The sequence below is a fragment of the Allobosea sp. P2_A10 genome (assembly GCF_056405115.1).
The window spans coordinates 19,580-40,177 of the sequence record NZ_JBFUCS010000019.1 but is presented as its reverse complement, the minus strand read 5'-3'; the positions used below and the strand labels follow the sequence as shown (position 1 = coordinate 40,177).

Sequence of the window (20,598 nt, the reverse complement as noted above, 5' to 3'; positions counted from 1 at the left end):
CCTTGCGCCGCAAGCAAAAGCCCGTTTCCGGAGCGACATCCCGGTCAGTGCCGGAATAGCGCGTGCTCGACCTTGTCGCCCGCCTTGATACCCAGCTGCTCGGCGACGCCGCCATTGATCTCCAGCACGGAGAGCACCGGCTCGCCGGAGGGAATCGTGCGGGTCGAGAGCGGCTCGGTGCGCTGGGCGATGCGCGAGATCGTGCCGTCGGCGCGAATGAACACCATGTCCAGCGTGATGAAGGTGTTCTGCATCCACATCGCCACCGGCTCGGTGCGGGCGAAATCGAACAGCATGCCGCGGTCGGCGGGCATATAGTTGCGGTGCATCAGCCCCTTGGCGCGCTGGTCGGGCGTGCGCATCACCTCGACCTGGAAGGTATGGCGCTTGTCGCCGCTGACGATCGTCAGCGATTCGAGGCCGGCTGCGGGCGCTGCGGCTTGCGCGAGCACCGGAGGTGGCGAAAACACCAGCATGACCCAGGCGAGACAGGCAGTGAAAAGCGACAAGGCGGCCCGCATGGCAGGGTGCTCCGTGGACAAGGCGACCATCAATCCACGACGGAGATGGCGAATTTCAGACAGATACCGGCCTTCGTCCGGCTTTGGTCAAGTCTTTCCGCGATCGGAGACCCGACCTCGTCTTCCCTTCCGCCTCGCCTTGCGGCAGGGTCTGCGCCTCAAACGGGAGAGTGCCATGGCCGCTTCGGTCCTTCGACGTCTGACGCAGCGCGGCGGCGCGACGCTTGCCGCCGGCTTCATCCTGCTGGCGCAGCAGGCTTCCGCCGCCGATTTCCAGCTCGACGGGTTCAAGCTCGATTTCGGCGGCCTGGTGATCAGTTCGCCGAAAATCGAGGTGAAAGGCTCGACGCTGGAGCGCGAGGCTTTCGCGACCCTGCTCAATGGCAGCACCGGCGAGAGCGCGGTCTCGCGCATGTCCAAGCTGAACGCCGGCGAGATCAGCGCGGCGGAAATCACCTTCGAGCAGGCGATCGGCGCGCAAAAGCAGGTCACGCGCTATCGCGACGTCCGCTTCTCGGATGTGAAGGACGGCAAGGTCGGTCGCGGTTCGGCGGCGAGCGGCACGATCGCGGCTACGCTTCCGGCCAGCCCGGGCGCGGCGAAACCCGCACCGTCGGCAGGTGGAGCGCTCGGCGACGCGGCCAAGGCCATAGCAGGCGGCGCCGGTTCAGGCCCCACGGCGATCAACGGGCAACTGCTCCGCACGAGCTTCGAGGCGCTCGACCTGAAGCACATGGCCCGTGTGCTGACCGAGAAGGCGCAACCCGGCGTCACCGAGACGATGCAACCCATCTTCGGCCGGTTCGAGCAGGACGGCTACACGCTCGACATGGGCGCGGCCGGCAAGCTTTCGCTGGGCAAGACGACGGGGCGCGGCTTTGCGGCCAAGGTCGGGGACGAGCCGCTCGGCGAAGTGTTTACGCGCCTCATGGCGATGTCGGAGGCTCAGGCCAAGGCCGCCAAGGAGCCCGGCGCCAAGCCGCCTTCCCTGAAGACCGAAGAAGACCGGCGCATGGGCCTGTCGCTGCTCACGCTGATCGACAACTTCTCCTATGGCAGCGGCGAGGCGCGCGACATGGTGATGAGCGTCACCGCGCCGCCCAAGCCCGGCGCCAAGCCCGAAACCGTCGACATGAAGATCGCGCGGATCGCCTTCGGCGAGGATACGCCGGCGAAATCCGGCTTCGCGATGGAGGGCTTCCAGTTTACCGGCGGCGGCGCCAAGGGCCTGATCGATTCGATCAGCTACTCGGGCTTCTCGATCGGGCCGGTCGTCGCCGAACTCAAGGCGCTGCTGGCGAAACCCGATGCCGATCTCGACACGCTCGATTTCCGCAAGTTCATCCCGACGATCGGGACGATGCGCTTTGCCGGCGTCTCGGTCGATGCGCCGCAGGAGGCCAAACGCGGTCTGCCGACGCCGCCACCGCTCAAGATCGGACTCGGCGTCTTCGAGCTGAAATCCGGCGAGCAGATCAACGGCGTGCCGACGAGTATCAGCCTGACGATCGACAATCTGCTTGCGCCCGTCGTCGAGGGCGCCGGCAACCCGGCGGCGCGCGATCTCCTTGCGATGGGCTACAAGATGCTCGACCTCTCGGCCAAGGTCGACCTCGCCTGGGAAGCCGCGCGCAACGAACTCGCCATCCGCGCGATCTCGCTCGGCGGGGCGGGCATGGCCAAACTGGACGCCAAGGGCACGCTCGGCAACGTCACCAAGGACTTGTTCTCCAGCGATCTCGCGCTGGCGCAGGTGGCAGCGCTGGGCGCGACAGCGCGCAGCGTCGAGGCGAAGCTGCAGAATCTGGGGCTGTTCGAGAAACTGCTCGAGAACGAGGCGCGCAAGGCCAAGCGCAAGCCCGAGGAGCTGCGCCAGCAATTCGCGATGATGGCGAGCCTGGGGCTGGCTGCGATTCTCGGCCCGTCCGACGCCGCCAAGACGCTGACGGCGGCGATTTCGCGTTTCGTCGCCAAGCCGGGCACACTGAGCGTTCAGGCGACGGCGAAATCCGCCACCGGCCTCGGCCTCGCCGACGTGATCACGCTGACGGACCCGACCGAGATCTTCGACAAGATCGACCTCAAGGCCAGCTCGGAGTGAACGACGTCGTCTTGCCGCAAGCGCAAGCCTTGCCGCCAGCGCAAGCCTTGCCGCCAGCGCTGGCGGCCCAGGACGAAGCGTGGCGGCCGACCAGACTGGCGGCGTGGTGGGCCGGCCTGCCGCCCGCTCCGCGCGGCTGGCTGCGCCGCCATCTCAACCCCGACAACCAGACGCGGCTGCATCTGGCGCATCTGATCGCGAAGCGGCCAGGCCAGATCGTGGTCGGGGCCTACAGCTATGGCCGGCCGAAGGTGCGCTTTCCCGAAAGCGGCGCGAGGCTTCGGATCGGGCGCTATGGCTCGATCGCCGATCGTGTCGAGATCCTGCTCGGCGGCAACCACCGGCTCGACTGGGCGACGACCTATCCCTTCCCCGCCATGGCCGGCCTGTGGCCCGCCGCCGCCGGGCTGCCGGGCTGCGATGCGACGCGCGGCGACGTGCTGATCGGCCATGATGTCTGGCTCGGCTCGCAGGCCATGATCCTGTCTGGCATCACGATCGGCCATGGCGCGGTGGTTGCGGCGCGCGCCGTGGTGACGCGCGACGTGCCCGCTTACGCGATCGTCGCCGGCAATCCGGCTCGCGTCGTGCGGCTGCGCTTCAGCGAGGCGCAGGTCGCGGCCCTGCTGGCTGCGCGCTGGTGGGATTTGCCGCAAGCGACCGTCACGGAGTTGTTGCCGCTGCTGATGTCCGGGCGGATCGACGAACTGACCGACCGGCTCAATCGCCGGCCAGCAGGCGACGCTTGAGGTTCAGCGCCGGTTTCTCGACCAGCAGCCAGGAGAGCACGCCGACCAGCAGGGTCGCGGCCAGCGCCGGCCAGAGCAGCACCAGCGCGCCGGTCGCCGGAAAGAGCGCATAGAATACCTGCTGCACCGGCCAGCCGTAGAGATAGACGCCATAGGAGATGTCGCCGGGTGGCTCGGTGCGCCAGCGCGTCAGGGCCGGCGTCAGCGCAAAAACCAGCGAGGCCCAGGCCGTGCCGGTGAACAGCACGACCTGATAGAGCGGCGTGTGCGCGAGGAACATGAGCGCCAGCCCAAGCGCGGCCACGCCGACCAGCGAAATCGGCACGCATTCGCGCCAGAGATAGATCAGGCCGCCGGTCATGAAGATCAGCGGCAGGCGCAGCGCGGTTTCCAGCCCTTTGGGACCGTCGGGCGCGACGAACCCGCGCAAGGCCGTCGCCGCGACGAGCATGGCCCAGAGGCAGAGCGCAAGCTCCCGCCGCCGTGTCAGGCCGGCGAGCCCCGCAACCAGCAACCCGAGATAGCACAAGCTCTCGTATTTCAGCGTCCAGACCGTACCCATCGCGAACGGCAGCGGGTTGTGCTCGAAGACGCCGGGCAAGGCCGCCGCACTCTTGAAGGTCGTGAGCGTGCCGGTGACGAAGCGCCAGAGTCGGGCATCGGTGAGGTAGGCCGCGATATCGAGGCGCGTCATCATTCCGCCGATCAACAGCGAGACCAGCAGCGTTGCTGCGATCAGGCCTGGTACGATCCGCAGGGTGCGGGCGATCAGATAATCGCGCCAGCCGCGCCGCTCATAGCTCATCGTCACCAGAAAGCCGGAGATCGCGAAGAAGCCGTTGACCGCGTGCTCGCCCAGCGTGAAGCCGGTCGCCAGCGCCAGCGGCTCGTCGTCGACACGGCCCGTCGCGACACTGAAGGCATGGGAGAACACGACCGCCAGCGCCAGCAAGAGCCGCAGCAGGCCGAAATTATTGTGCTCGCCAGCCAGGGCCTGGGCCACATTTGGTGGGTTGAACGGCTTCAAGGCCCGCCCTCCAACCCTTGGCGCGCCAGCGCCGTCTCCCCGCGCCGCCAAGCCAGCGCGCCGGCGACGGAGCCGGCATGCGCGAACATCTTGTCATGATTCAGGATCAGGCCGTAACCGACTGCTTTCACAGTGTTTTCGACCATCTTGAACCGGCCGGGCGCAGGCAGCCCATATTTGCCGGAGACATAGGCCTCCGACCAGGCAAGATGCCAGCGCGCGATGAAACGCCGCGCCAGCGACGGCGCGCTGGAGCGGCCGCGGCCATGGCGCACTTGAGCGGAATCGACGTGGATCAGGCTGTGACCGGCGTCCCGCATGCGGCGACAGAGATCGTCATCCTCGTAGAACAGGAAGATCGCGGGATCGAACCCGCCCAGCGCCAGGAAAAGATCGCGTCGGACCAGCAGGCACGCCCCCGACAGAAAGGGCAGGCAGGCATCGCCATCGGGAATCGCGGCGCTGCCGGAATGATTGAAATGCGGCGGCGAAAGCAGGGAGCGGGCCTGCAGGAAGACGCGCCCCGAGAGCTCGACGATGCGCGGAGCCAGCAGGCCGGCGTCGGGATAGCGCTCGGCTGCCGCAAGCAAGCCTGAGACAGCGCCCGGCTCGACCTCAAGATCAGGATTGAGGATCAGGGCGTAGGGCGTGGCACAGGCCTCGACGCCGCGGTTGTTGGCGCGGCCATAGCCCTCGTTCAGGTCGTTGGGCAGCAACTGCGCGCCGAGCGCCGCCACGATGGAATGCGTGTCGTCCTCGCTGGCGTTGTCGACCACGATCGCGGGCACGCCCTCGGCTGCGAGCGCCGCAAGGCACTCGGGCAGGACATGGGCGCTGTCATGGGTCACGACGATCGCGGTGACGACGTCTTGGAAGGCCGGCGGCATGATGGCTGTTTGGCGGCAAGGCGGGCTTGCGGCAAGCAAAAACCTAGCGCCGCGTCAGCAGGCCGAGCTCGCGCTGTACGGCGAGGCGCTCTCCGGAGTCGCAACGGCGCGGGGCCTTGTAGGCCTTCACGGCGAAACGCGAGGAGGCGGCGAGGAAGCGCTGACGCTCGTCGGAGGGCAGCTTCGCCAGTACGCGGCCGCGCTCGACGCGCAGGCCGCAATCATAACCGCGCGAGACCTGGGCCGCCGCGAATTCCGGTGTGCCCGGCAGAGCTGCAACCGTCGTGCATGCAGCGAGTCCAAGCAGGGACAGGGCGGCGACGGCAGGTCTGGCGAAGCGCATGCCGGCTGGTCTTCGTCAGAGCGCGCCGAAATTGCCGGCCCGGACCCGCGCCATTCCCTCGCGCAGCGTGGTGCGCTCCTGCGGCGAGCAGGCCTGCGGGCGGATATCCTGATTGATCGTCTCGGCTTCGGAGACGGTGATGTAGGTCGAGCGCGCGCTGGCGAGATGGTCAGGCGTCGCGCCGCGCTGGGCTTCGGCCGCGAGGAAGCGGTCGAGCGTGTCGCGGCGGGGCGCGCCTGCCCGGCACGCGATGGAGCGGGAGACCAGGCTCGCCAGTTCGGATGCCCTCCCCGCTGTCGGGTTGGCTGGGCCGGAGACGCAGGCCCCGAGTGGCAGAGCCAGCAGGCAGGCGAGCGCGAGCGGCGTCGCGACGATCGAGCGCGTCATTGTCGGTCAGCCGTTCTTGTCTGGCAGGTTGACGCGCAGATGCGCCTCGCGAAGCTGCTTGGGAGAGGCTTCGGACGGCGCGCCCATCAGAAGATCGACGGCCTGCTGGTTCATCGGGAACAGCGCAACCTCGCGCAGGTTCGTCGCGCCCGCCAGCAGCATGATGATGCGGTCGACGCCCGCCGCCATGCCGCCATGGGGCGGCGCGCCGTACTGGAAGGCGCGATACATGCCGCCGAAACGCTCGATCACTGTTTCCTCGCCATAGCCCGCGATCTCGAAGGCCTTCACCATCGCCTCGGGGCGGTGGTTGCGGATGCCGCCGGAGGCAAGCTCATAGCCGTTGCAGGCGATGTCGTACTGGAACGCCTTGATCGACAGCGGATCGTCGTTCTTCAGCGAGTCGAGACCGCCCTGGGGCATCGAGAACGGGTTGTGCGAGAAATCGACCCGCTTGTCGTCCTCGTTGTACTCGTACATCGGAAAATCGACGATCCAGGCGAAGGCAAACGCGTTCTCGTCGATCAGCCCGAGTTCGGAACCGACCTTGTTGCGGGCGTTGCCGGCGAATTTGTAGAATTTGTCGGGGTTGCCAGCGGCGAAGAAGCAGGCGTCGCCCTCTTTGAGGCCAAGTTGGCGAACGATGCGATCAGCTCGAACAACGCCGACATTGTTGGCAATCGGGCCTTTGCAAACAAAGGCCCTTCCTTCGACCGCCCACTGCTCGCCAGTTCCAATCGCGATCCCGCTGTTAGTGAAAGCGTCGTCGGTTAGCTCCAATTCCGGGCCTACGATAAGATAGCCAAGCCCCGGCTGGCCTTCGCCCTGCGCCCAGCTGTTCATCCGGTCGCAGAAAGCGCGCGAGCCGCCTTTCGGGCCTGGAATCGCCCAGACACGGTTCTTTTCGTCATCGAGGATGCGGGAGAACACCTTGAAGCCCGAGCCGCGGAAATGCTCGGAGACGTCCTGCATCACGAGCGGGTTGCGCAGATCGGGCTTGTCGGAGCCGTATTTGCGGATCGACTCGGCATAGGGGATGCGCGGCCAGTTCTTCGTGACCGACTTGCCGTTGCCGAACTCCTCGAAGACGCCCGAGATCACCGGCTCCATCGCGGCGAAGACGTCCTCCTGCTCGACGAAGCTCATCTCGACGTCGAGCTGGTAGAACTCGCCCGGCAGGCGATCGGCGCGTGGGTCCTCGTCGCGAAAGCAGGGCGCGATCTGGAAGTAGCGGTCGAACCCGGCCATCATCAGGAGTTGCTTGTACTGCTGGGGCGCCTGCGGCAGCGCGTAGAACTTGCCGGGATGCAGGCGGCTCGGCACCAGGAAGTCGCGCGCGCCTTCTGGGCTGGAGGCCGTCAGGATCGGCGTCTGGAACTCGTTGAAACCACCGTTCTTCATGCGGGTGCGCAGCGAGTCGATGACCTTGCCGCGCAGCATGATGTTGTTGTGCAGTTTTTCGCGACGCAGATCGAGGAAGCGGTATTTCAACCGCGTGTCCTCGGGGTATTCGAGATCGCCGAAGACCGGCACGGGCAGTTCGCCCGAGGGGCCGAGCACTTCCATGGCCGTCGCGAAGACCTCGACAGCGCCAGTCGCCAGATTGGCGTTCTCGGTGCCGGCAAGGCGCGCCTTGACCTTGCCGTCGATGCGGACGACCCACTCCGAACGCACCTTCTCGGCATCGGCGAAAGCCGGCGAATCCGGGTCGATCACGACCTGGGTCATACCGTAATGGTCGCGCAAATCGATGAAGAGCACGCCGCCATGGTCGCGGATGCGGTGGCACCAGCCGGAGATGCGGACCTGCGAGCCGATATCGCTGTCGCGAAGGGCGCCGCAGGTGTGGGAACGATAACGGTGGAGGGTCACGGGGCTTGGTCTCTTCAGGATGTCGCGGCCGGCTGCAGCAGTTGCACGGACCGTTTGCGCGGTAAGCACACGCCGCAACGCGGATTGTCAAGAACGCCCGCGACATGGCGCTACTGTGTCTGCTAAGAGCCGCCCTCATGAGCCTCATCACAACCACCAGCGACCTCGCCGACGCCTGCGCGCGGCTGGCCACGCATCCCTTCGTCACGGTCGACACCGAGTTCCTGCGGGAGACGACCTATTATCCCAAACTCTGCCTGATCCAGCTCGCCTCCCCCGACGAGGCGGTGATGGTCGATCCGCTCGCGCCCGATCTCGACCTGATGCCGTTCTTCGCGCTGATGGCCGACGAGGCCGTGGTCAAGGTCTTCCATGCCGCGAGGCAGGATCTGGAGATCGTCTGGATGCTGGGACGGCTGCTGCCGACGCCGCTGTTCGACACGCAGGTCGCCGCCATGGTCTGCGGTTATGGTGACAGCGTCGGCTACGAGCAGCTCGCCAACGATCTCGCCAAGGCGCGCATCGACAAGTCCTCGCGCTTCACCGACTGGTCGCGCCGCCCGCTCAACGAGGCGCAGTTGACCTATGCCGAGGCGGACGTCACGCATCTGCGCGACATCTATCTGGCGCTCGACGCGGACATCAAGGCGAGCGGCCGCGAAGCCTGGGTCGCCGAGGAAATGGCGGTGCTGAATTCGCCCGGCACCTACGAGGTCAAGCCCGAGAACGCGTGGATGCGCTTGAAAGGCCGCATCCGCAAGCCAAAGGAGCTGGCACTGCTGATGGAGGTCGCCGCCTGGCGCGAGCGCGAGGCGCAGACGCGCGACGTGCCGCGCCAGCGCGTGCTCAAGGACGATGCGATGATGGACATCGTCCAGCGCGGACCGGTCTCGGTCGAGGCGCTGGCGGAACTGCGTTCGGTCCCCAACGGCTTCGAGCGCTCGCGGGCGGGCGGCGAAGTGCTGGCCGCGATCGCGCGCGGGCTGGCGCTCGATCCCAAGACGCTGCCGCGGCTTGAGCGCGAACGCGGCCGTGCCGCCAATGGCGCGGTGCTCGATCTGCTCAAGGTGCTGCTCAAGGCCGTCGCCGACGCGGAACGCGTCGCGCCCAAGATCATCGCGTCCTCCGACGATCTGGAGGCGATCGCTTTCGACGACGAGGCCGACGTGCCCGCGCTCAAGGGCTGGCGGCGCGAGGTGTTCGGCGACAAGGCGATCGCGCTCAAGAACGGCGCTCTGAGCCTGCGGATCGTCAGAGGCCGGGTTTCGGTCGGCTGATCAACCCAGCCTGATCTCGTGCTCGCGGCCGAGCAGCTTCGCAAGCTGCTTGAGGCGGCCCGTGACGCGTTCGCTCGACAAAGCGTGCAGCCCGTCATCAAGCCGCAGCACGAGCCGGCTGTCGATGCAGGTCAACGTCGCTCGGGGCAGAATGCCGGGCATGCCGGCCGACAGCAGATAAGCGACCCGGAACGCGGCCGCCAGCAGTTGCGCACGCTCCAGCAGACGCGGTTCGAGCAGACGCCGCAGGCCATCGGCCGCAGGCGATGCGCCCTTGGCCCCGGCATAGCGGTGGAACACCACCAGCGAGAGGAAAGCGCGGCCGACATGGTCGACGCCGCTGAAGGCCGCGTGCGCGATGACGTTGAGGCTCTGCTCGCCGCGATAGTCGGGATGGGCGCGCCAGCCGATATCGGAGAGCAGGCAGGCTGCATCCTGCAGGCGTCGCCCGCCGGGCTCCTCCGGCAGGCCGGCGCTGGAGAGCAGCCGCTCCACCCAGGCGATCAGGTCGGCGCCATGGCGCGGCTCGCGGGCGCGCAGCTGGTTGTAGTCCTGCGCGCCGCGCAGCAGCGGATCGACCCGGCGCTCATGCTCGGGCAGCATGTCGTGCAGCAGGCCCTCGCGCACGCCATTGGCCGAGATCACCACCGCGCGCGGCCGGCCGCGCTTGATCAGCAGGTCGAGCACCAGCGCGCCATAGGCGAGGAGCGGACGCCGCGCCGAGGAGACGGCGTCGATCGCCTCCAGCACAGCCCCGTCGGCTCGCTCGACCAGCCGGGCGAAATCGGCGACGTCGCGCGCGGGCACCGTGTAGCCGTGCATGACGTTGAGCGGATAGCCGGACTGGCGCTGGTGCAGGGTCGCCAGTGCGCGCCAGGTGCCGCCGACGGCGAAGAAATCCTTGCCGCGCATCGCCGCGATCTGCGGGTGATGGTCGAGCTGATCGCGGACGATCTTCTCGGCGAGCTTGAGCTGGCCCTTGGCGCGGTCCATCAGCGCGAGCCCGCCAATGGGAAGGCTGATGCCCTCGCCCACCCTGTCGCCATCAACCGAGATCAGTTCGAGCGAGCCGCCGCCGAGATCGCCGACGACGCCGTGGGGTGAATCGATACCGGAAATCACGCCCAGCCCCGAGAGGTAGGCTTCGCGCCCGCCCGAAATCAGTTCGATGGGCTGGCCGATGGCGTCTTCGGCCTTCGCCAGAAAAGCCGGGCCATTGGCGGCCTCGCGCGCGGCGGCCGTGGCGATGACGCGGATCGCGCCGACCTGCATCGCCTCGCACAGGATGCGGAAACGCAGCAGCGCCTCGAGCGCTCTGGCCATGGTGTCCTCGGCGAGCCGGCCGGTGGTCGCGACCTGACGGCCGAGGCCTGCCATCTCCTTCTCGTTGAAGACCTGCGCCGGGGCGCGCGCCAGCATCTCGTAGACCACGAGACGCACCGAGTTGGAGCCGATGTCGACGATCGCGATGGTCTCGCCCAGGCTCAACCGCCCGGGCACGAACACCGGCGCAGCGTCAGCCTTTCTTGCCCGCCCGTTTGGGAAGGCTGCGAGGGCTGGAATTGGAGAGCGATTTTCCACGTCCGGACAAACTCGGATTGGTCATGAAATATTTGTGGGCGTTGAACGACTCGTCGCCCGGCGCCGGGACAATGCGTTGCGATCCACCATCGGGCAAGATCGTCCAGCTCTGTTCGTTGTCGAGAAAGTTCGCCAGCATGATCTGTTCGAGCAGTTGCTGGTGCACCGTCGCGTTCAGGATCGGGGTCAGCGCCTCCACACGGCGGTCGAGATTGCGCGGCATCAGATCGGCCGAGGAGATGTAGAGCTTGGCCTTGACCGAGGGCAGGCCGTGGCCGGCGCCAAAGGCGTAGATGCGGGTGTGTTCGAGGAAGCGCCCGACGATCGACTTGACGCGGATGTTCTCGGACAGGCCCTTCACGCCAGGCCTGAGGCAGCAGATGCCGCGCACGACGAAGTCGATCTCGACGCCGGCCTGGCTCGCATCATAGAGCGCGTCGATGATCTCGGGGTCGACGAGCGAATTGCACTTGCCCCAGATCGCGCCCTTGCGACCGGCTTTGACGTGCGCGATCTCCTCGGCGATGTCGGCGAGCAGGCGCGGCTTCAGGCCGACCGGCGAGACCGACATCTTCTCCAGCTCGGCCGGTTCGGCATAGCCGGTGATGAAATTGAAGATGCGCGCGACATCCTGCGACATCACCGGATCGGCGGTGAAGAAAGACACGTCGGTATAGATGCGCGCCGTGATCGGGTGGTAGTTGCCCGTCGCGATATGGCAGTAGCTGACGAGCTGGCCGGCCTCGCGGCGCACCACCATCGAAAGCTTGGCGTGGGTCTTGAGCTCGATAAAGCCGTAGACGACCTGCACGCCGGCGCGCTCCAGATCCTTGGCCCAGCGGATATTGGCCTCTTCGTCGAAGCGCGCCTTGAGCTCGACCAACGCCGTCACCGATTTGCCGGCCTCGGCGGCTTCGGCGAGCGCCGAGACGATCGGCGAGTTCGACGAGGTCCGGTAGAGCGTCTGCTTGATCGCCACGACGGCGGGATCGCGCGCTGCCTGCTGCAGGAACTGCACGACGACGTCGAAGCTCTCATAGGGGTGATGGACGATCAGGTCCTTCTGGCGGATGGCGGCGAAGCAATCGCCGCCGTGCTCGCGGATGCGCTCGGGAAAACGGGCGTTGTAGGGCTTGAACTTCAGGTCCGGGCGATCGACGCCGACGAGCTGCGACAACTCGTTGAGGCCGATCATGCCGGCGACATCGACGATCTCGTCGGCGTCGACCTTGAGTTCGCGCACGATCATGCGGCGCAGATGCACGGGCATGCCGACGCTGACCTCGAGCCGGATCACGACGCCGCGCCGACGCTGTTTCAGCATTGTCTCGAAGACGCGCACCAGATCCTCGGCCTCCTCCTCGATGTCGAGGTCGGAGTCGCGGATGACGCGGAAGGAGCCGGTGCCCTTCACGTCATACCCCGGGAAGAGTTTGGCGATGAACAGCGAGACCGTGTCCTCGAGCGTGATGAAGCGATGCAGCCCCTCGCGCGCCAGATCGGGCAGCTCGATGAAGCGGTCCATCTTGATCGGCACGCGAATGAGCGCGTCGAGCTGGCGCCCGTCGCTGATGCGCTCAAGCGCCAAGGCCAGGGTGAAGCCGAGATTGGGAATGAAGGGGAACGGGTGCGCCGGGTCGATCGCCAGCGGCGTCAGCACCGGGAAGACATAATGCAGGAAGTAATCCTCGAGCCAGAGGCGTTCCTGAGGGCCGATTTCGGCAGGATCGAGCAGGTGGATGCGGTTCTCGTGCAGATCGCCCTTGAGCCCGACCCAACGGGCCTGCTGGTCGTTGGTCAGGGCCACGACCGCCTTGCCGAGTTCGGCCAGCTGCTCGGCCGGGTTCAGACCGTCCTGGCTCTTGGTGACGACGCCGGCCTTGAGCTGCTCGCGCAGGCCCGACACGCGGACCATGAAGAACTCGTCGAGATTGGCCGCCGAGATCGACAGGAAGCGCAGCTGCTCCAGCAGCGGATGATTGCGGTTGGAGGCTTCTTCCATGACGCGCCGGTTGAACTGCAGCCAGGACAATTCGCGGTTCATGAAGCGCAAGGGCGATTCGCGCAGGTTCTGCGCTTCGCTGGCGGGAGCGGGCTCGGCCGCCTTGATCTCCGATGGCTCCATATTCATGAGTCTGGCTTTCGTCCCGCTCGCTGGTTTGGACACATCGGTCTCCTTCTTGTTGGTCTTGAAGCCATCCTAGCGTGACGGTTCGATGACGGGCGAGACGGATTCATAAAACCGGAGCAGTATCGGCGCATGCGGCAAGCGGCCCCCTTGCGGAGCAATAGCGCGTCCTGTTTCCTAGACATGGCCGATGCGTGAATCGGTCCGACTGATTACATGTCACCCGGCCAACCGAAGCGACCGAGGCATTCTTGACCGACAGCACGCCCCATCATGACGACGGCGACATCGTCTACCCCTCGGCGGTTCCGTTCGTGCTGGCGCACGTCGCCTGCCTCGGCGCGCTCTGGAGCGGCGTCACCTGGACCTCAGTCTGGCTGGCGATCGGGCTCTACTGGCTGCGGATGTTTGCGGTCACCGGCGGCTATCACCGCTATTTCTCGCACCGGACCTACAAGACCAGCCGCTTCTTCCAGCTCGTGCTGGCCTTGCTGGCGCAGTCGACGGCGCAGAAGAGCGTGCTGTGGTGGGCCTCGAAGCACCGGCATCATCATCGTCATGCCGACACCGAACACGACGTGCATTCGCCGGTGCACACCTCTTTCGCCTATTCCCATCTCGGCTGGATCTTTTCGCGGCAGCACAACCGCTTCGACAGCTCAACCATCACCGACCTGACGAAGTTCCCGGAGCTGCGGCTGCTGCATCGATTCGAGATCGCGCCCGCCATCCTGCTGGCGCTGCTCTGCTTTGCCATCGATGGCTGGGCCGGGCTGTTCGTCGGCTTCTTCTGGTCGACGGTGGCGGTCTATCACGGGACCTTCTGCATCAACTCCCTGGCGCATGTGCATGGCGACAAGGACTATGTCACCGGCGACGAGAGCCGCAACAACTGGTGGCTCGCGATCATCACCATGGGCGAAGGCTGGCACAACAACCATCATGCTTATCAGTACAGCGTCCGCCAAGGCTTCCGCTGGTGGCAGTGGGATCCGACCTGGTATCTGATCCTGGGCCTGTCGAAGCTCGGGCTGGTCTGGGAGCTGAAATCGCCGCCGCAGGCGATCATCGATCGCTCGCAGGCGCTGCCGCCGCGCGTGATCGAGCGCTCGGCCGAGCGGCTGGCCGCTTCCGTGCCGCTGGAACGCGCGCTCGCCGCCTTCCGGGAAGCCTATGCGGCGACGCCGAGCCTGTCGGACCTGCACCTGCCGACGATGACGCTGGCGGATCTGCGCCTCGCGCTGGCCGATCTGCAGCATCGCGCCGGCGACCGTCTGGCCGAGATGCAGCAGCAGGCGCATGACGCACTGGCGCAACTGCATCTTCCGGTGCTGCCAAGCCGCGAGGAGCTGGCGGAGACGGCTGCCGCGATGTTTGTCAAGACGCCGTCGCTCGATGCGATCGCGGCGCGAGCGCATGAGCTTCTTATCGAGGCGATGCACGCTCGCCTCGTCGCGCAGCCGACCAGCGGTCCGACGCCCGACCGCGCCTGATCAGCTCTCCGGGAAGAGTCCGGCGAGAGCCTCGGCGGCCAGCGGGCGGGTGACGCGTCGGCCGCGCTCCAGCGACAGCCGGTCGAGGAGATCGACCAGCGCGCGCGCGGCCGCAAACGAGCGCTCCATGCGCTGCGCCAGCATTTCGATGATGCCGGCGTCGACGATGAGTTGCCTGTCGATGAAGAGCTTGACCAGCACGGCGCGCAGCAGGCCGTCATCGGGGGGCTCGATCGTGGCGTGAGGCGCCAGCCGCAGCCGCGACAGCAGATCGGGCACCGCGACGCCCCAGAAATCGGGTGCGGTTCTCGCGGTCAGCAGCACGAAGCCGCGCTTGGCCTTCATGGCGTTCATCAGGTGAAACAGCGCCGGCTCGTCGCGAACGCCGCCATCGCAGTCCTCGATGACGAGCGCGCCGCCCGAGACCAGATGCGGCACGCTGCTTTCCGTCACCTCGGCCACAGGAACGGTCCAGGCGTGGGCTGATTTCGCCCAGATCGCGGCGAGATGGGTTTTCCCCGCACCCTCGGCTCCGATCAGCCGCAGCCAAGCCTCGGGCCAGGCCGGCCAGGCCTCGACGAGACCATAGGCAACTTCGTTGGACGGACCGATCAGGAAATCCTCGACGCCGTGGCGGCTGTCGACCGGCAAATCGAAAGCAAGCTGGCGCGGGCGGGTCGGCGTCTCGCTCATGCCGGCTCAGCCATCGACGTCGGTGCGGGCGCGCATCTGTGCAGCCTTCACCGCATCGCCGCCGTGATAGATGTTGCTGGCAAGATATTGCCTGAGCGCAAAGCGGCAGAGCACGCCGATGACGGCGGCCATCGGCACCGCGATCAGCAGGCCGACGAAGCCGAACAGCGTGCCGAAGGCAAGCAGCGCGAACATCAGCCAGACCGGATGAACGCCGATCGAATCGCCGACGAATTTCGGCTGAAAGATGTTGCCCTCGAGGAACTGCCCGGCGGCGAAAACGCCGAGCGTCGCCAGCGGCCAGGTCCAGTCCGGCCAGAACTGCACGATCGCGACCCCGACCGAAAGGACGAGACCGGTCAGCGAGCCGACATAGGGGATGAAGGACAGAAAGCCGGAGATGATGCCGATCAGCGCGCCGAAATTGACGCCGAGCAGGCTCAACCCGATCGCATAGAAGCCGCCAAGCAGCAGGCAGACCAGCGCCTGGCCGCGCAGGAAGCCGGCGATGGCGACATCCATCTCGTGCAGCAGCCCGCGAATCGTTTCGCGGTGGTCGAGCGGCAGCCAGCCATCGACGGTCGCGACCATGCGGTCCCAGTCGACCAGCAGATAGAAGGCGATGACCGGAGTCAGCACCAGCAGCGAGAACACGCCGATGATCGCGGTGCCGCCGGTCCAGAGCGATTGCAGCACGCTGCCGGCCCATTTGGTGCCCTCGCCGACGAGGTTTCCGAGCGAACTCTGCGCCTCGGTGGCGAGCTTGGCGCCGCCGAGCCTCTCCAGCCAGGGCGCGCCGCGCTCCATCACCAGCGCCTGCAGCTTGGCCGCGTCGCCAGGCAGGCGCTCGACCAGCCCGGCAAGCTGCTGGCCGAGCAACGGCACCAGCAATACCAGCGCCAGCACGAAGACGAACAGGAAGACGACGAGAATCACAATCGTCGCCGCCAATCGCCCCATGCCCATGCGCTCCAGCCGGTCCGCCAGCGGATCGAGCAGATAGGCCAGCGCCAGCGCCGCGATGAAGGGCAGCAGGATGTCACGGAGCAGGACGAGAAGCAGAACGAAAACGATCGACGAGACCAGCCAGAAGCCGATTTGGCGTTGCAGTGTCATTCGATCCCTAAGCCTCTCGCAACTCGCGCGCACACACCACAAAATGGGCGACCACGGCTGCGGTTCCAAGAGCGCGGCCGGGATGAACGGCGTCAGGCCGCCATGTGGCGCAGCCAGAAGGCGAGGTAGGCGGTCATCGAGCCGATCGTCAACAGCGCGACCAGCAACTGGCCGAGCTGCATCGCCGGGCCGGGGTCCACACCGAAGGCTTTCGAGCCGAGCACCAGGGCCGCAAGCGCGATCTGGGCCGCCGTATTGAGCTTGCTGACGACGAAGGGGGCGATCTCGACCGGGTTCTCCATGACCCAGGACAGGATCACCGCCGAGACGATCATGATGTCGCGCGAGACGACGAGGATGACGAGCCAGGACGGGATCGCGCCGACCATGGCCAGAGTAATGTAGATCGAGACGATCAGCGCCTTGTCGGCGACAGGATCGAGATAGGCGCCGAGTTCGCTGGCCATGTCGAAGCGCTTGGCGATAAAGCCGTCGACCGCATCCGAAACGCCCGCCGCCACGAAGACGATAAAGGCCGCCTGCCAGCGCGCATTGACGATCATCACGATCACGAGCGGCACGAGGATCAACCGGCCGATGGTGATCAGGTTGGGAAGCGTCATGAAAGGCGTGAATCCGCGGCGAGTAGAATTGACTAGAGCCCGAAGCGGTGGATCGGCAAGGCCGAAAGCGCCGTACCGGCTTGCAAGGCGCGGCGCGCTTGCCTATCGCTCGCCCGAACCGACAGACAAGGCCCTCATCATGACCAAGCCCGGCGCCAACGGATTGACCTACGCGCAGGCGGGCGTCGACATCGACGCCGGCAACGCCATGGTCGATCAGATCAAGCCCCTGGTGCGCGCCACGCGGCGGCCCGGCGCGGACGCCGAGATCGGCGGCTTCGGCGGACTTTTCGACCTCAGGGCGGCGGGGTTCAGCGATCCGATCCTGGTCGCGGCCAATGACGGCGTCGGCACCAAGGTCAAGATCGCGATCGAGAGCGGGCTGCATTCGACGATCGGGATCGATCTCGTGGCGATGTGCGTCAACGACCTGATCGTGCAGGGTGCCGAGCCGCTGCTCTTCCTCGACTACTACGCCACGGGCAAGCTCGACCCGAAGGTCGGCGTCGAGATCGTGCGCGGCATTGCCGATGGCTGCCGGCAGGCCGGCTGCGCGCTGATCGGCGGCGAGACGGCCGAGATGCCCGGCCTCTATGCCGAGAAGGACTATGATCTGGCGGGCTTCGCCGTCGGCGCGGCCGAACGCGGCTCACTCCTGCCGCGCGCCGACCTTGCACCGGGCGACATCGTCTTCGGCCTGCCCTCCTCCGGCGTACATTCCAACGGCTATTCGCTGGTCCGGCGCATCGTCGCGATGTCGGGGCTGGGCTGGGATGCGCCTGCCCCGTTCGCGCCCGGCATGAGCCTTGCCGAGGCGCTGCTGATCCCGACGCGGATCTATGTGAAGCCGCTCCTGCGGGCGCTGAAGGCGACTGACGCCATCAAGGCGCTGGCCCATATCACCGGGGGCGGCTTCCCCGACAATATTCCGCGCGTGCTGCCCGAGGGGCTCGGCGTCGCGCTCGACCTTTCGGCCATCCCCGTGCCGCCCGTGTTCGGCTGGCTGGCGAAGACGGGCGGCGTCGTCGAGCGCGAGATGCTGCGCACCTTCAACTGCGGCATCGGCATGATCGTCGCCGCCGACGCCGCCAAGGCGGACGAGGCGGAAGCTTCGTTGAAGGCGGCGGGCGAGGCGCCGGTCCGGCTCGGCGAGGTCGTCGCGCTGGCGGCCGGCGCCGACGCGGTCAGCTATCGCGGCAAGCTCGCCCTGTGAGCACTCCCGCGACGAGCCTCCTGCCCGCCCGCAAGCGGACGGCGGTGCTGATCTCGGGCCGCGGCTCCAACATGATGTCGCTGATCGAGGCGGCGCGCGCCGAGGGCTATCCGGCCGAGATCGCGCTGGTGCTCGCCAACAAGCCCGACGCCGGCGGGATCGAGCGCGCCAAATCCTTCGGCATCGCGACCGCCATCGTCGACCACCGCGCCTTCAACAAGGATCGCGAAGCCTTCGAGCGGGCGATGGACGATATCCTGCGCATCAATCAGATCGAGCTGATCGTGCTCGCCGGCTTCATGCGCATCCTGACGCCATGGTTCGTGCGGCGCTGGGAAGGGCGGATGATCAACATCCATCCGTCCCTGCTGCCATTGTTCAAAGGCACGCATACGCATCGGCAGGCGCTGGCGACCGGCGTCGCCGAGCATGGCTGCAGCGCTCATTTCGTCGTGCCGGAACTCGACGCCGGCCCGGTGATCGCGCAGGCCAGGGTGCCAGTGCTGCCCGATGACGACGAGGAGAGCCTCGCCGCGCGCGTGCTCGAGCAGGAGCACATGCTCTATCCGGTGGCGCTGGCCGAGGTCGCCTCGGGCCGCGCCACGCTGGTCGACGGCGTGCTGCTGCGCGGCTGAGCGCCGGGCTCGTAAGCGCAGCTGCGCTCGGCCGCCCTCATCTCCTCCTCCTTCTGCCAGCGCCGGAACAGTTCGGCGCGGCGGGCCGGATAGCGCTCCTCGCGCAGGACGAGGCCGGTGATGCGGTCGGTCCGGAAATGGCGGAAGGCCTCGCGCAGCTCGCACCATGCGATGACGATGCGGACACGCTCGTAGAACGTCATCCCGATCGGCCAGATCATGCGCTGCGATTCCCGGCCGGCCTCGTCGCGATACCCGACCTCGAGCTTGCGGCCCTGGCGGATCGCGGTGCGCACGCCCGCGACGTCGACCTGGTCGACCTGCATCTCGGCGCCATAGCTCGGCGCAAACAGCGCACCGTCGAGCAGGATCGGCCGCAGATGCGTCGGCAGAACGGCCGCGACCTTGCTGACGACGTCCTCGGCGGCGCGCGCCAGCGCCGAATCGGCCCGCTCGGTCAGCCAGCGCATGCCGACCAGCACGGCCTCGATCTCGTCAGGCGACAGCATCAGCGGCGGCAGGTCGAAGCCGGCATCCAGCACATAGCCGATGCCGGCCTCGCCCCTGACGGGTACGCCCTGCCGCATCAGGGCAGCGATGTCGCGATAGACCGTGCGGACGGAGACGTTGAGCTCGGCCGCCAGCGTGTCGGCTGTCACCGGCCGCCGGCGGCGGCGCAAGCCCTGGATCAGGTCGAGCAATCGTTCGGCGCGCTGCATGTCGTGGTTTCCCAATCGGCTTTTATCAGGCCATCATGCTCTAGCGCTGCTGACGGAACCTGTCAGCAGCGTGGCAGCAGGATCGGGCATCGTCAGAAATGCCGGCGAAGAGGGGAAATCCGCAATGATGACGTTGTACGCGTTTGGGCCGGCGTTCGGCCTCCCCGATCCAAGCCCGTTCTGCACCAAGGCGGATATCCTGATGCAGCTTTCCGGTCTGCCCTATGAACGGCGCAACGGCAATCTCAGGCGCGCGCCCAAAGGCAAGCTGCCGATGCTCATCGACGATGGCGAGACCATCCCCGATTCGAGCTTCATCCGTTTCCACCTCGAGGCGAAACACGGCATCGATTTCGACAAGGGCCTGACGCCTGAGCAGAGCGGCGTCGCCTGGGCGGTCGAAAAAATGCTGGAAGACCAGCTCTACTGGATCGTCGTGCACGAGCGCTGGATGGATGATGCGAACTTTACCCGTGGTCCCGCGCATTTCTTCAAGGCGGTGCCCGCGCCGCTGCGGCCGGTCATCGTCGGACTGGTCAAGCGCAAGGTCAGGCGCAATCTGCAGGGCCATGGCATGGGCCGCCACAGCGATGCCGAGAAGCTGGTGCTGGCGCAGCGCGCCTTCTCAGCCATCGCCGCGATCCTCGGCGACAGGCCTTATCTGGGCGGCGACACGCCCTGCGGCAGCGACGCGGCGCTCGGCGCGTTCCTGATGGCCGGCTTGTGTCCGCTGTTCGAATCGCCGGTGCGCGGCGTCATCGAAGGGCACCCCAATCTCACCGCCTATGCGGCGCGGATCAAGGCGCGCTTCTTTCCCGAGACAGAAGCGCTCAGACCGGCCGCTTGAGCTTGCAGGTATCGACGAAACCAAGCCCCTTTTCACGGGCCGAGTCGTTGAAATAGCCGGTGTCGCGGAAGGCCTGGAGCTCGTCCTTGGTCATGGCGTTGACCGTGCCCTTGGCATAGCAGCTGCAGGGCGTATGAACCGCCTCGCGGGTCGTCTGCATCAGCTGCGACTGCGTATGCAGGCAGGCGTCGAAGGCCCTGAGCTGGATCATATAGGGCGTCAGGTTCTTCGCCGTCGGATCCGGCGGGGGCAGCGCGGCCTTGCCGCTCGCGGCGATGACAGCCGTCGCCATCAGCACAGAAAATCCGCAGGCCAGAAAAGCCGCACCCATCCGCCGCATCGTCATGATCCCGTCAGCCTCGTGAAAACCTCGCGTCACGGCTATG

General features: G+C 66.7%; 20 protein-coding genes. 7 read left to right on the top strand and 13 right to left on the bottom strand.

The window, feature by feature from the left end; translation table 11 throughout:
• Positions 1-44: 44 nt before the first annotated feature.
• A complete protein-coding gene (locus AC1DZY_RS22115) occupies positions 45-521 on the bottom strand; it encodes a DUF192 domain-containing protein (protein WP_476822311.1) in 477 nt (158 codons plus the stop codon).
• Positions 522-696: 175 nt separating this feature from the next.
• On the opposite strand from AC1DZY_RS22115, the gene AC1DZY_RS22110 reads away from it, so the two are divergent.
• Together AC1DZY_RS22110 and AC1DZY_RS22105 are read left to right on the top strand one after the other, a co-directional pair.
• A complete protein-coding gene (locus AC1DZY_RS22110; RefSeq protein ID WP_476822310.1) occupies positions 697-2,622 on the top strand; it encodes a hypothetical protein in 1,926 nt (641 codons plus the stop codon).
• A gap of 140 nt (positions 2,623-2,762) precedes the next feature.
• Positions 2,763-3,371: a CatB-related O-acetyltransferase gene (locus AC1DZY_RS22105; RefSeq protein ID WP_476822370.1), complete on the top strand. Its 609-nt coding sequence runs from the start codon at positions 2,763-2,765 to the stop codon at positions 3,369-3,371.
• Here the strand turns inward: AC1DZY_RS22105 and AC1DZY_RS22100 are convergent.
• From AC1DZY_RS22100 to aspS, 5 genes are read right to left on the bottom strand one after another with little or no spacing between them, the layout of a single operon-like run.
• On the bottom strand, positions 3,343-4,398 hold the full coding sequence (locus tag AC1DZY_RS22100) for an acyltransferase family protein (protein WP_476822309.1): 1,056 nt from the start codon (positions 4,396-4,398) through the stop codon (positions 3,343-3,345). The two genes, AC1DZY_RS22105 and AC1DZY_RS22100, sit on opposite strands and share 29 nt — an antisense overlap.
• Complete coding sequence (locus AC1DZY_RS22095; protein ID WP_476822308.1) at positions 4,395-5,285, bottom strand: glycosyltransferase family 2 protein; 891 nt, start codon at positions 5,283-5,285, stop codon at positions 4,395-4,397. Before AC1DZY_RS22095 ends, AC1DZY_RS22100 begins: the two co-directional genes overlap by 4 nt.
• A 43-nt stretch (positions 5,286-5,328) precedes the next feature.
• Entirely contained in the window at positions 5,329-5,628 is a 300-nt protein-coding gene (locus tag AC1DZY_RS22090; RefSeq protein ID WP_476822307.1) for a hypothetical protein, read from the bottom strand.
• Between the two features lie 15 nt (positions 5,629-5,643).
• Complete coding sequence (locus AC1DZY_RS22085; protein ID WP_476822306.1) at positions 5,644-6,015, bottom strand: hypothetical protein; 372 nt, start codon at positions 6,013-6,015, stop codon at positions 5,644-5,646.
• Between the two features lie 6 nt (positions 6,016-6,021).
• Positions 6,022-7,887 (bottom strand): aspartate--tRNA ligase, encoded by a 1,866-nt coding sequence (gene aspS, locus AC1DZY_RS22080; RefSeq protein WP_476822305.1) that lies wholly within the window; start codon positions 7,885-7,887, stop codon positions 6,022-6,024.
• 137 nt (positions 7,888-8,024) lie between these two features.
• On the opposite strand from aspS, the gene rnd reads away from it, so the two are divergent.
• Positions 8,025-9,164, top strand: coding sequence for a ribonuclease D (rnd, locus tag AC1DZY_RS22075; RefSeq protein ID WP_476822304.1), 1,140 nt, complete (start codon positions 8,025-8,027; stop codon positions 9,162-9,164).
• Here rnd and ppx read toward each other — a convergent pair whose 3' ends face one another.
• Positions 9,165-10,670, bottom strand: a complete 1,506-nt coding sequence (gene ppx, locus AC1DZY_RS22070; protein WP_476822303.1) for an exopolyphosphatase — start codon at positions 10,668-10,670, stop codon at positions 9,165-9,167.
• Positions 10,671-10,680: 10 nt separating this feature from the next.
• Positions 10,681-12,870, bottom strand: coding sequence for an RNA degradosome polyphosphate kinase (locus AC1DZY_RS22065; protein WP_476822369.1), 2,190 nt, complete (start codon positions 12,868-12,870; stop codon positions 10,681-10,683).
• Positions 12,871-13,124: 254 nt separating this feature from the next.
• Here AC1DZY_RS22065 and AC1DZY_RS22060 point away from each other — a divergent pair, with 254 nt between their 5' ends.
• Positions 13,125-14,366 carry an acyl-CoA desaturase gene (locus AC1DZY_RS22060; protein WP_476822302.1) on the top strand — a complete coding sequence of 414 codons (1,242 nt, stop codon included), beginning with the start codon at positions 13,125-13,127 and terminating at the stop codon, positions 14,364-14,366.
• Here AC1DZY_RS22060 and AC1DZY_RS22055 read toward each other — a convergent pair whose 3' ends face one another.
• The 3 genes from AC1DZY_RS22055 to AC1DZY_RS22045 form a co-directional block, all read right to left on the bottom strand.
• Positions 14,367-15,059 carry a P-loop NTPase family protein gene (locus AC1DZY_RS22055; protein ID WP_476822301.1) on the bottom strand — a complete coding sequence of 231 codons (693 nt, stop codon included), beginning with the start codon at positions 15,057-15,059 and terminating at the stop codon, positions 14,367-14,369.
• A gap of 6 nt (positions 15,060-15,065) precedes the next feature.
• The gene (locus AC1DZY_RS22050) at positions 15,066-16,175 is read right to left on the bottom strand and encodes an AI-2E family transporter (protein WP_476822300.1); all 1,110 of its coding nucleotides are present in this window, start codon (positions 16,173-16,175) and stop codon (positions 15,066-15,068) included.
• 92 nt (positions 16,176-16,267) lie between these two features.
• Positions 16,268-16,798 (bottom strand): CDP-alcohol phosphatidyltransferase family protein, encoded by a 531-nt coding sequence (locus AC1DZY_RS22045; RefSeq protein ID WP_476822299.1) that lies wholly within the window; start codon positions 16,796-16,798, stop codon positions 16,268-16,270.
• A 139-nt stretch (positions 16,799-16,937) separates the two neighbouring features.
• Here AC1DZY_RS22045 and purM point away from each other — a divergent pair, with 139 nt between their 5' ends.
• Both purM and purN read left to right on the top strand, forming a co-directional pair.
• Positions 16,938-18,011, top strand: coding sequence for a phosphoribosylformylglycinamidine cyclo-ligase (gene purM, locus AC1DZY_RS22040; RefSeq protein ID WP_476822298.1), 1,074 nt, complete (start codon positions 16,938-16,940; stop codon positions 18,009-18,011).
• A gap of 71 nt (positions 18,012-18,082) precedes the next feature.
• The gene (gene purN, locus AC1DZY_RS22035) at positions 18,083-18,646 is read left to right on the top strand and encodes a phosphoribosylglycinamide formyltransferase (RefSeq protein WP_476822368.1); all 564 of its coding nucleotides are present in this window, start codon (positions 18,083-18,085) and stop codon (positions 18,644-18,646) included.
• On the opposite strand, the gene AC1DZY_RS22030 is transcribed toward purN, so the two are convergent.
• A complete protein-coding gene (locus AC1DZY_RS22030; protein ID WP_476822297.1) occupies positions 18,574-19,365 on the bottom strand; it encodes a helix-turn-helix transcriptional regulator in 792 nt (263 codons plus the stop codon). The two genes, purN and AC1DZY_RS22030, sit on opposite strands and share 73 nt — an antisense overlap.
• Positions 19,366-19,489: 124 nt before the next feature.
• On the opposite strand from AC1DZY_RS22030, the gene AC1DZY_RS22025 reads away from it, so the two are divergent.
• Positions 19,490-20,212, top strand: a complete 723-nt coding sequence (locus AC1DZY_RS22025) for a glutathione S-transferase family protein (protein WP_476822296.1) — start codon at positions 19,490-19,492, stop codon at positions 20,210-20,212.
• Here the strand turns inward: AC1DZY_RS22025 and AC1DZY_RS22020 are convergent.
• On the bottom strand, positions 20,196-20,504 hold the full coding sequence (locus AC1DZY_RS22020; RefSeq protein WP_476822295.1) for a hypothetical protein: 309 nt from the start codon (positions 20,502-20,504) through the stop codon (positions 20,196-20,198). The two genes, AC1DZY_RS22025 and AC1DZY_RS22020, sit on opposite strands and share 17 nt — an antisense overlap.
• Positions 20,505-20,598: the final 94 nt, after the last annotated feature.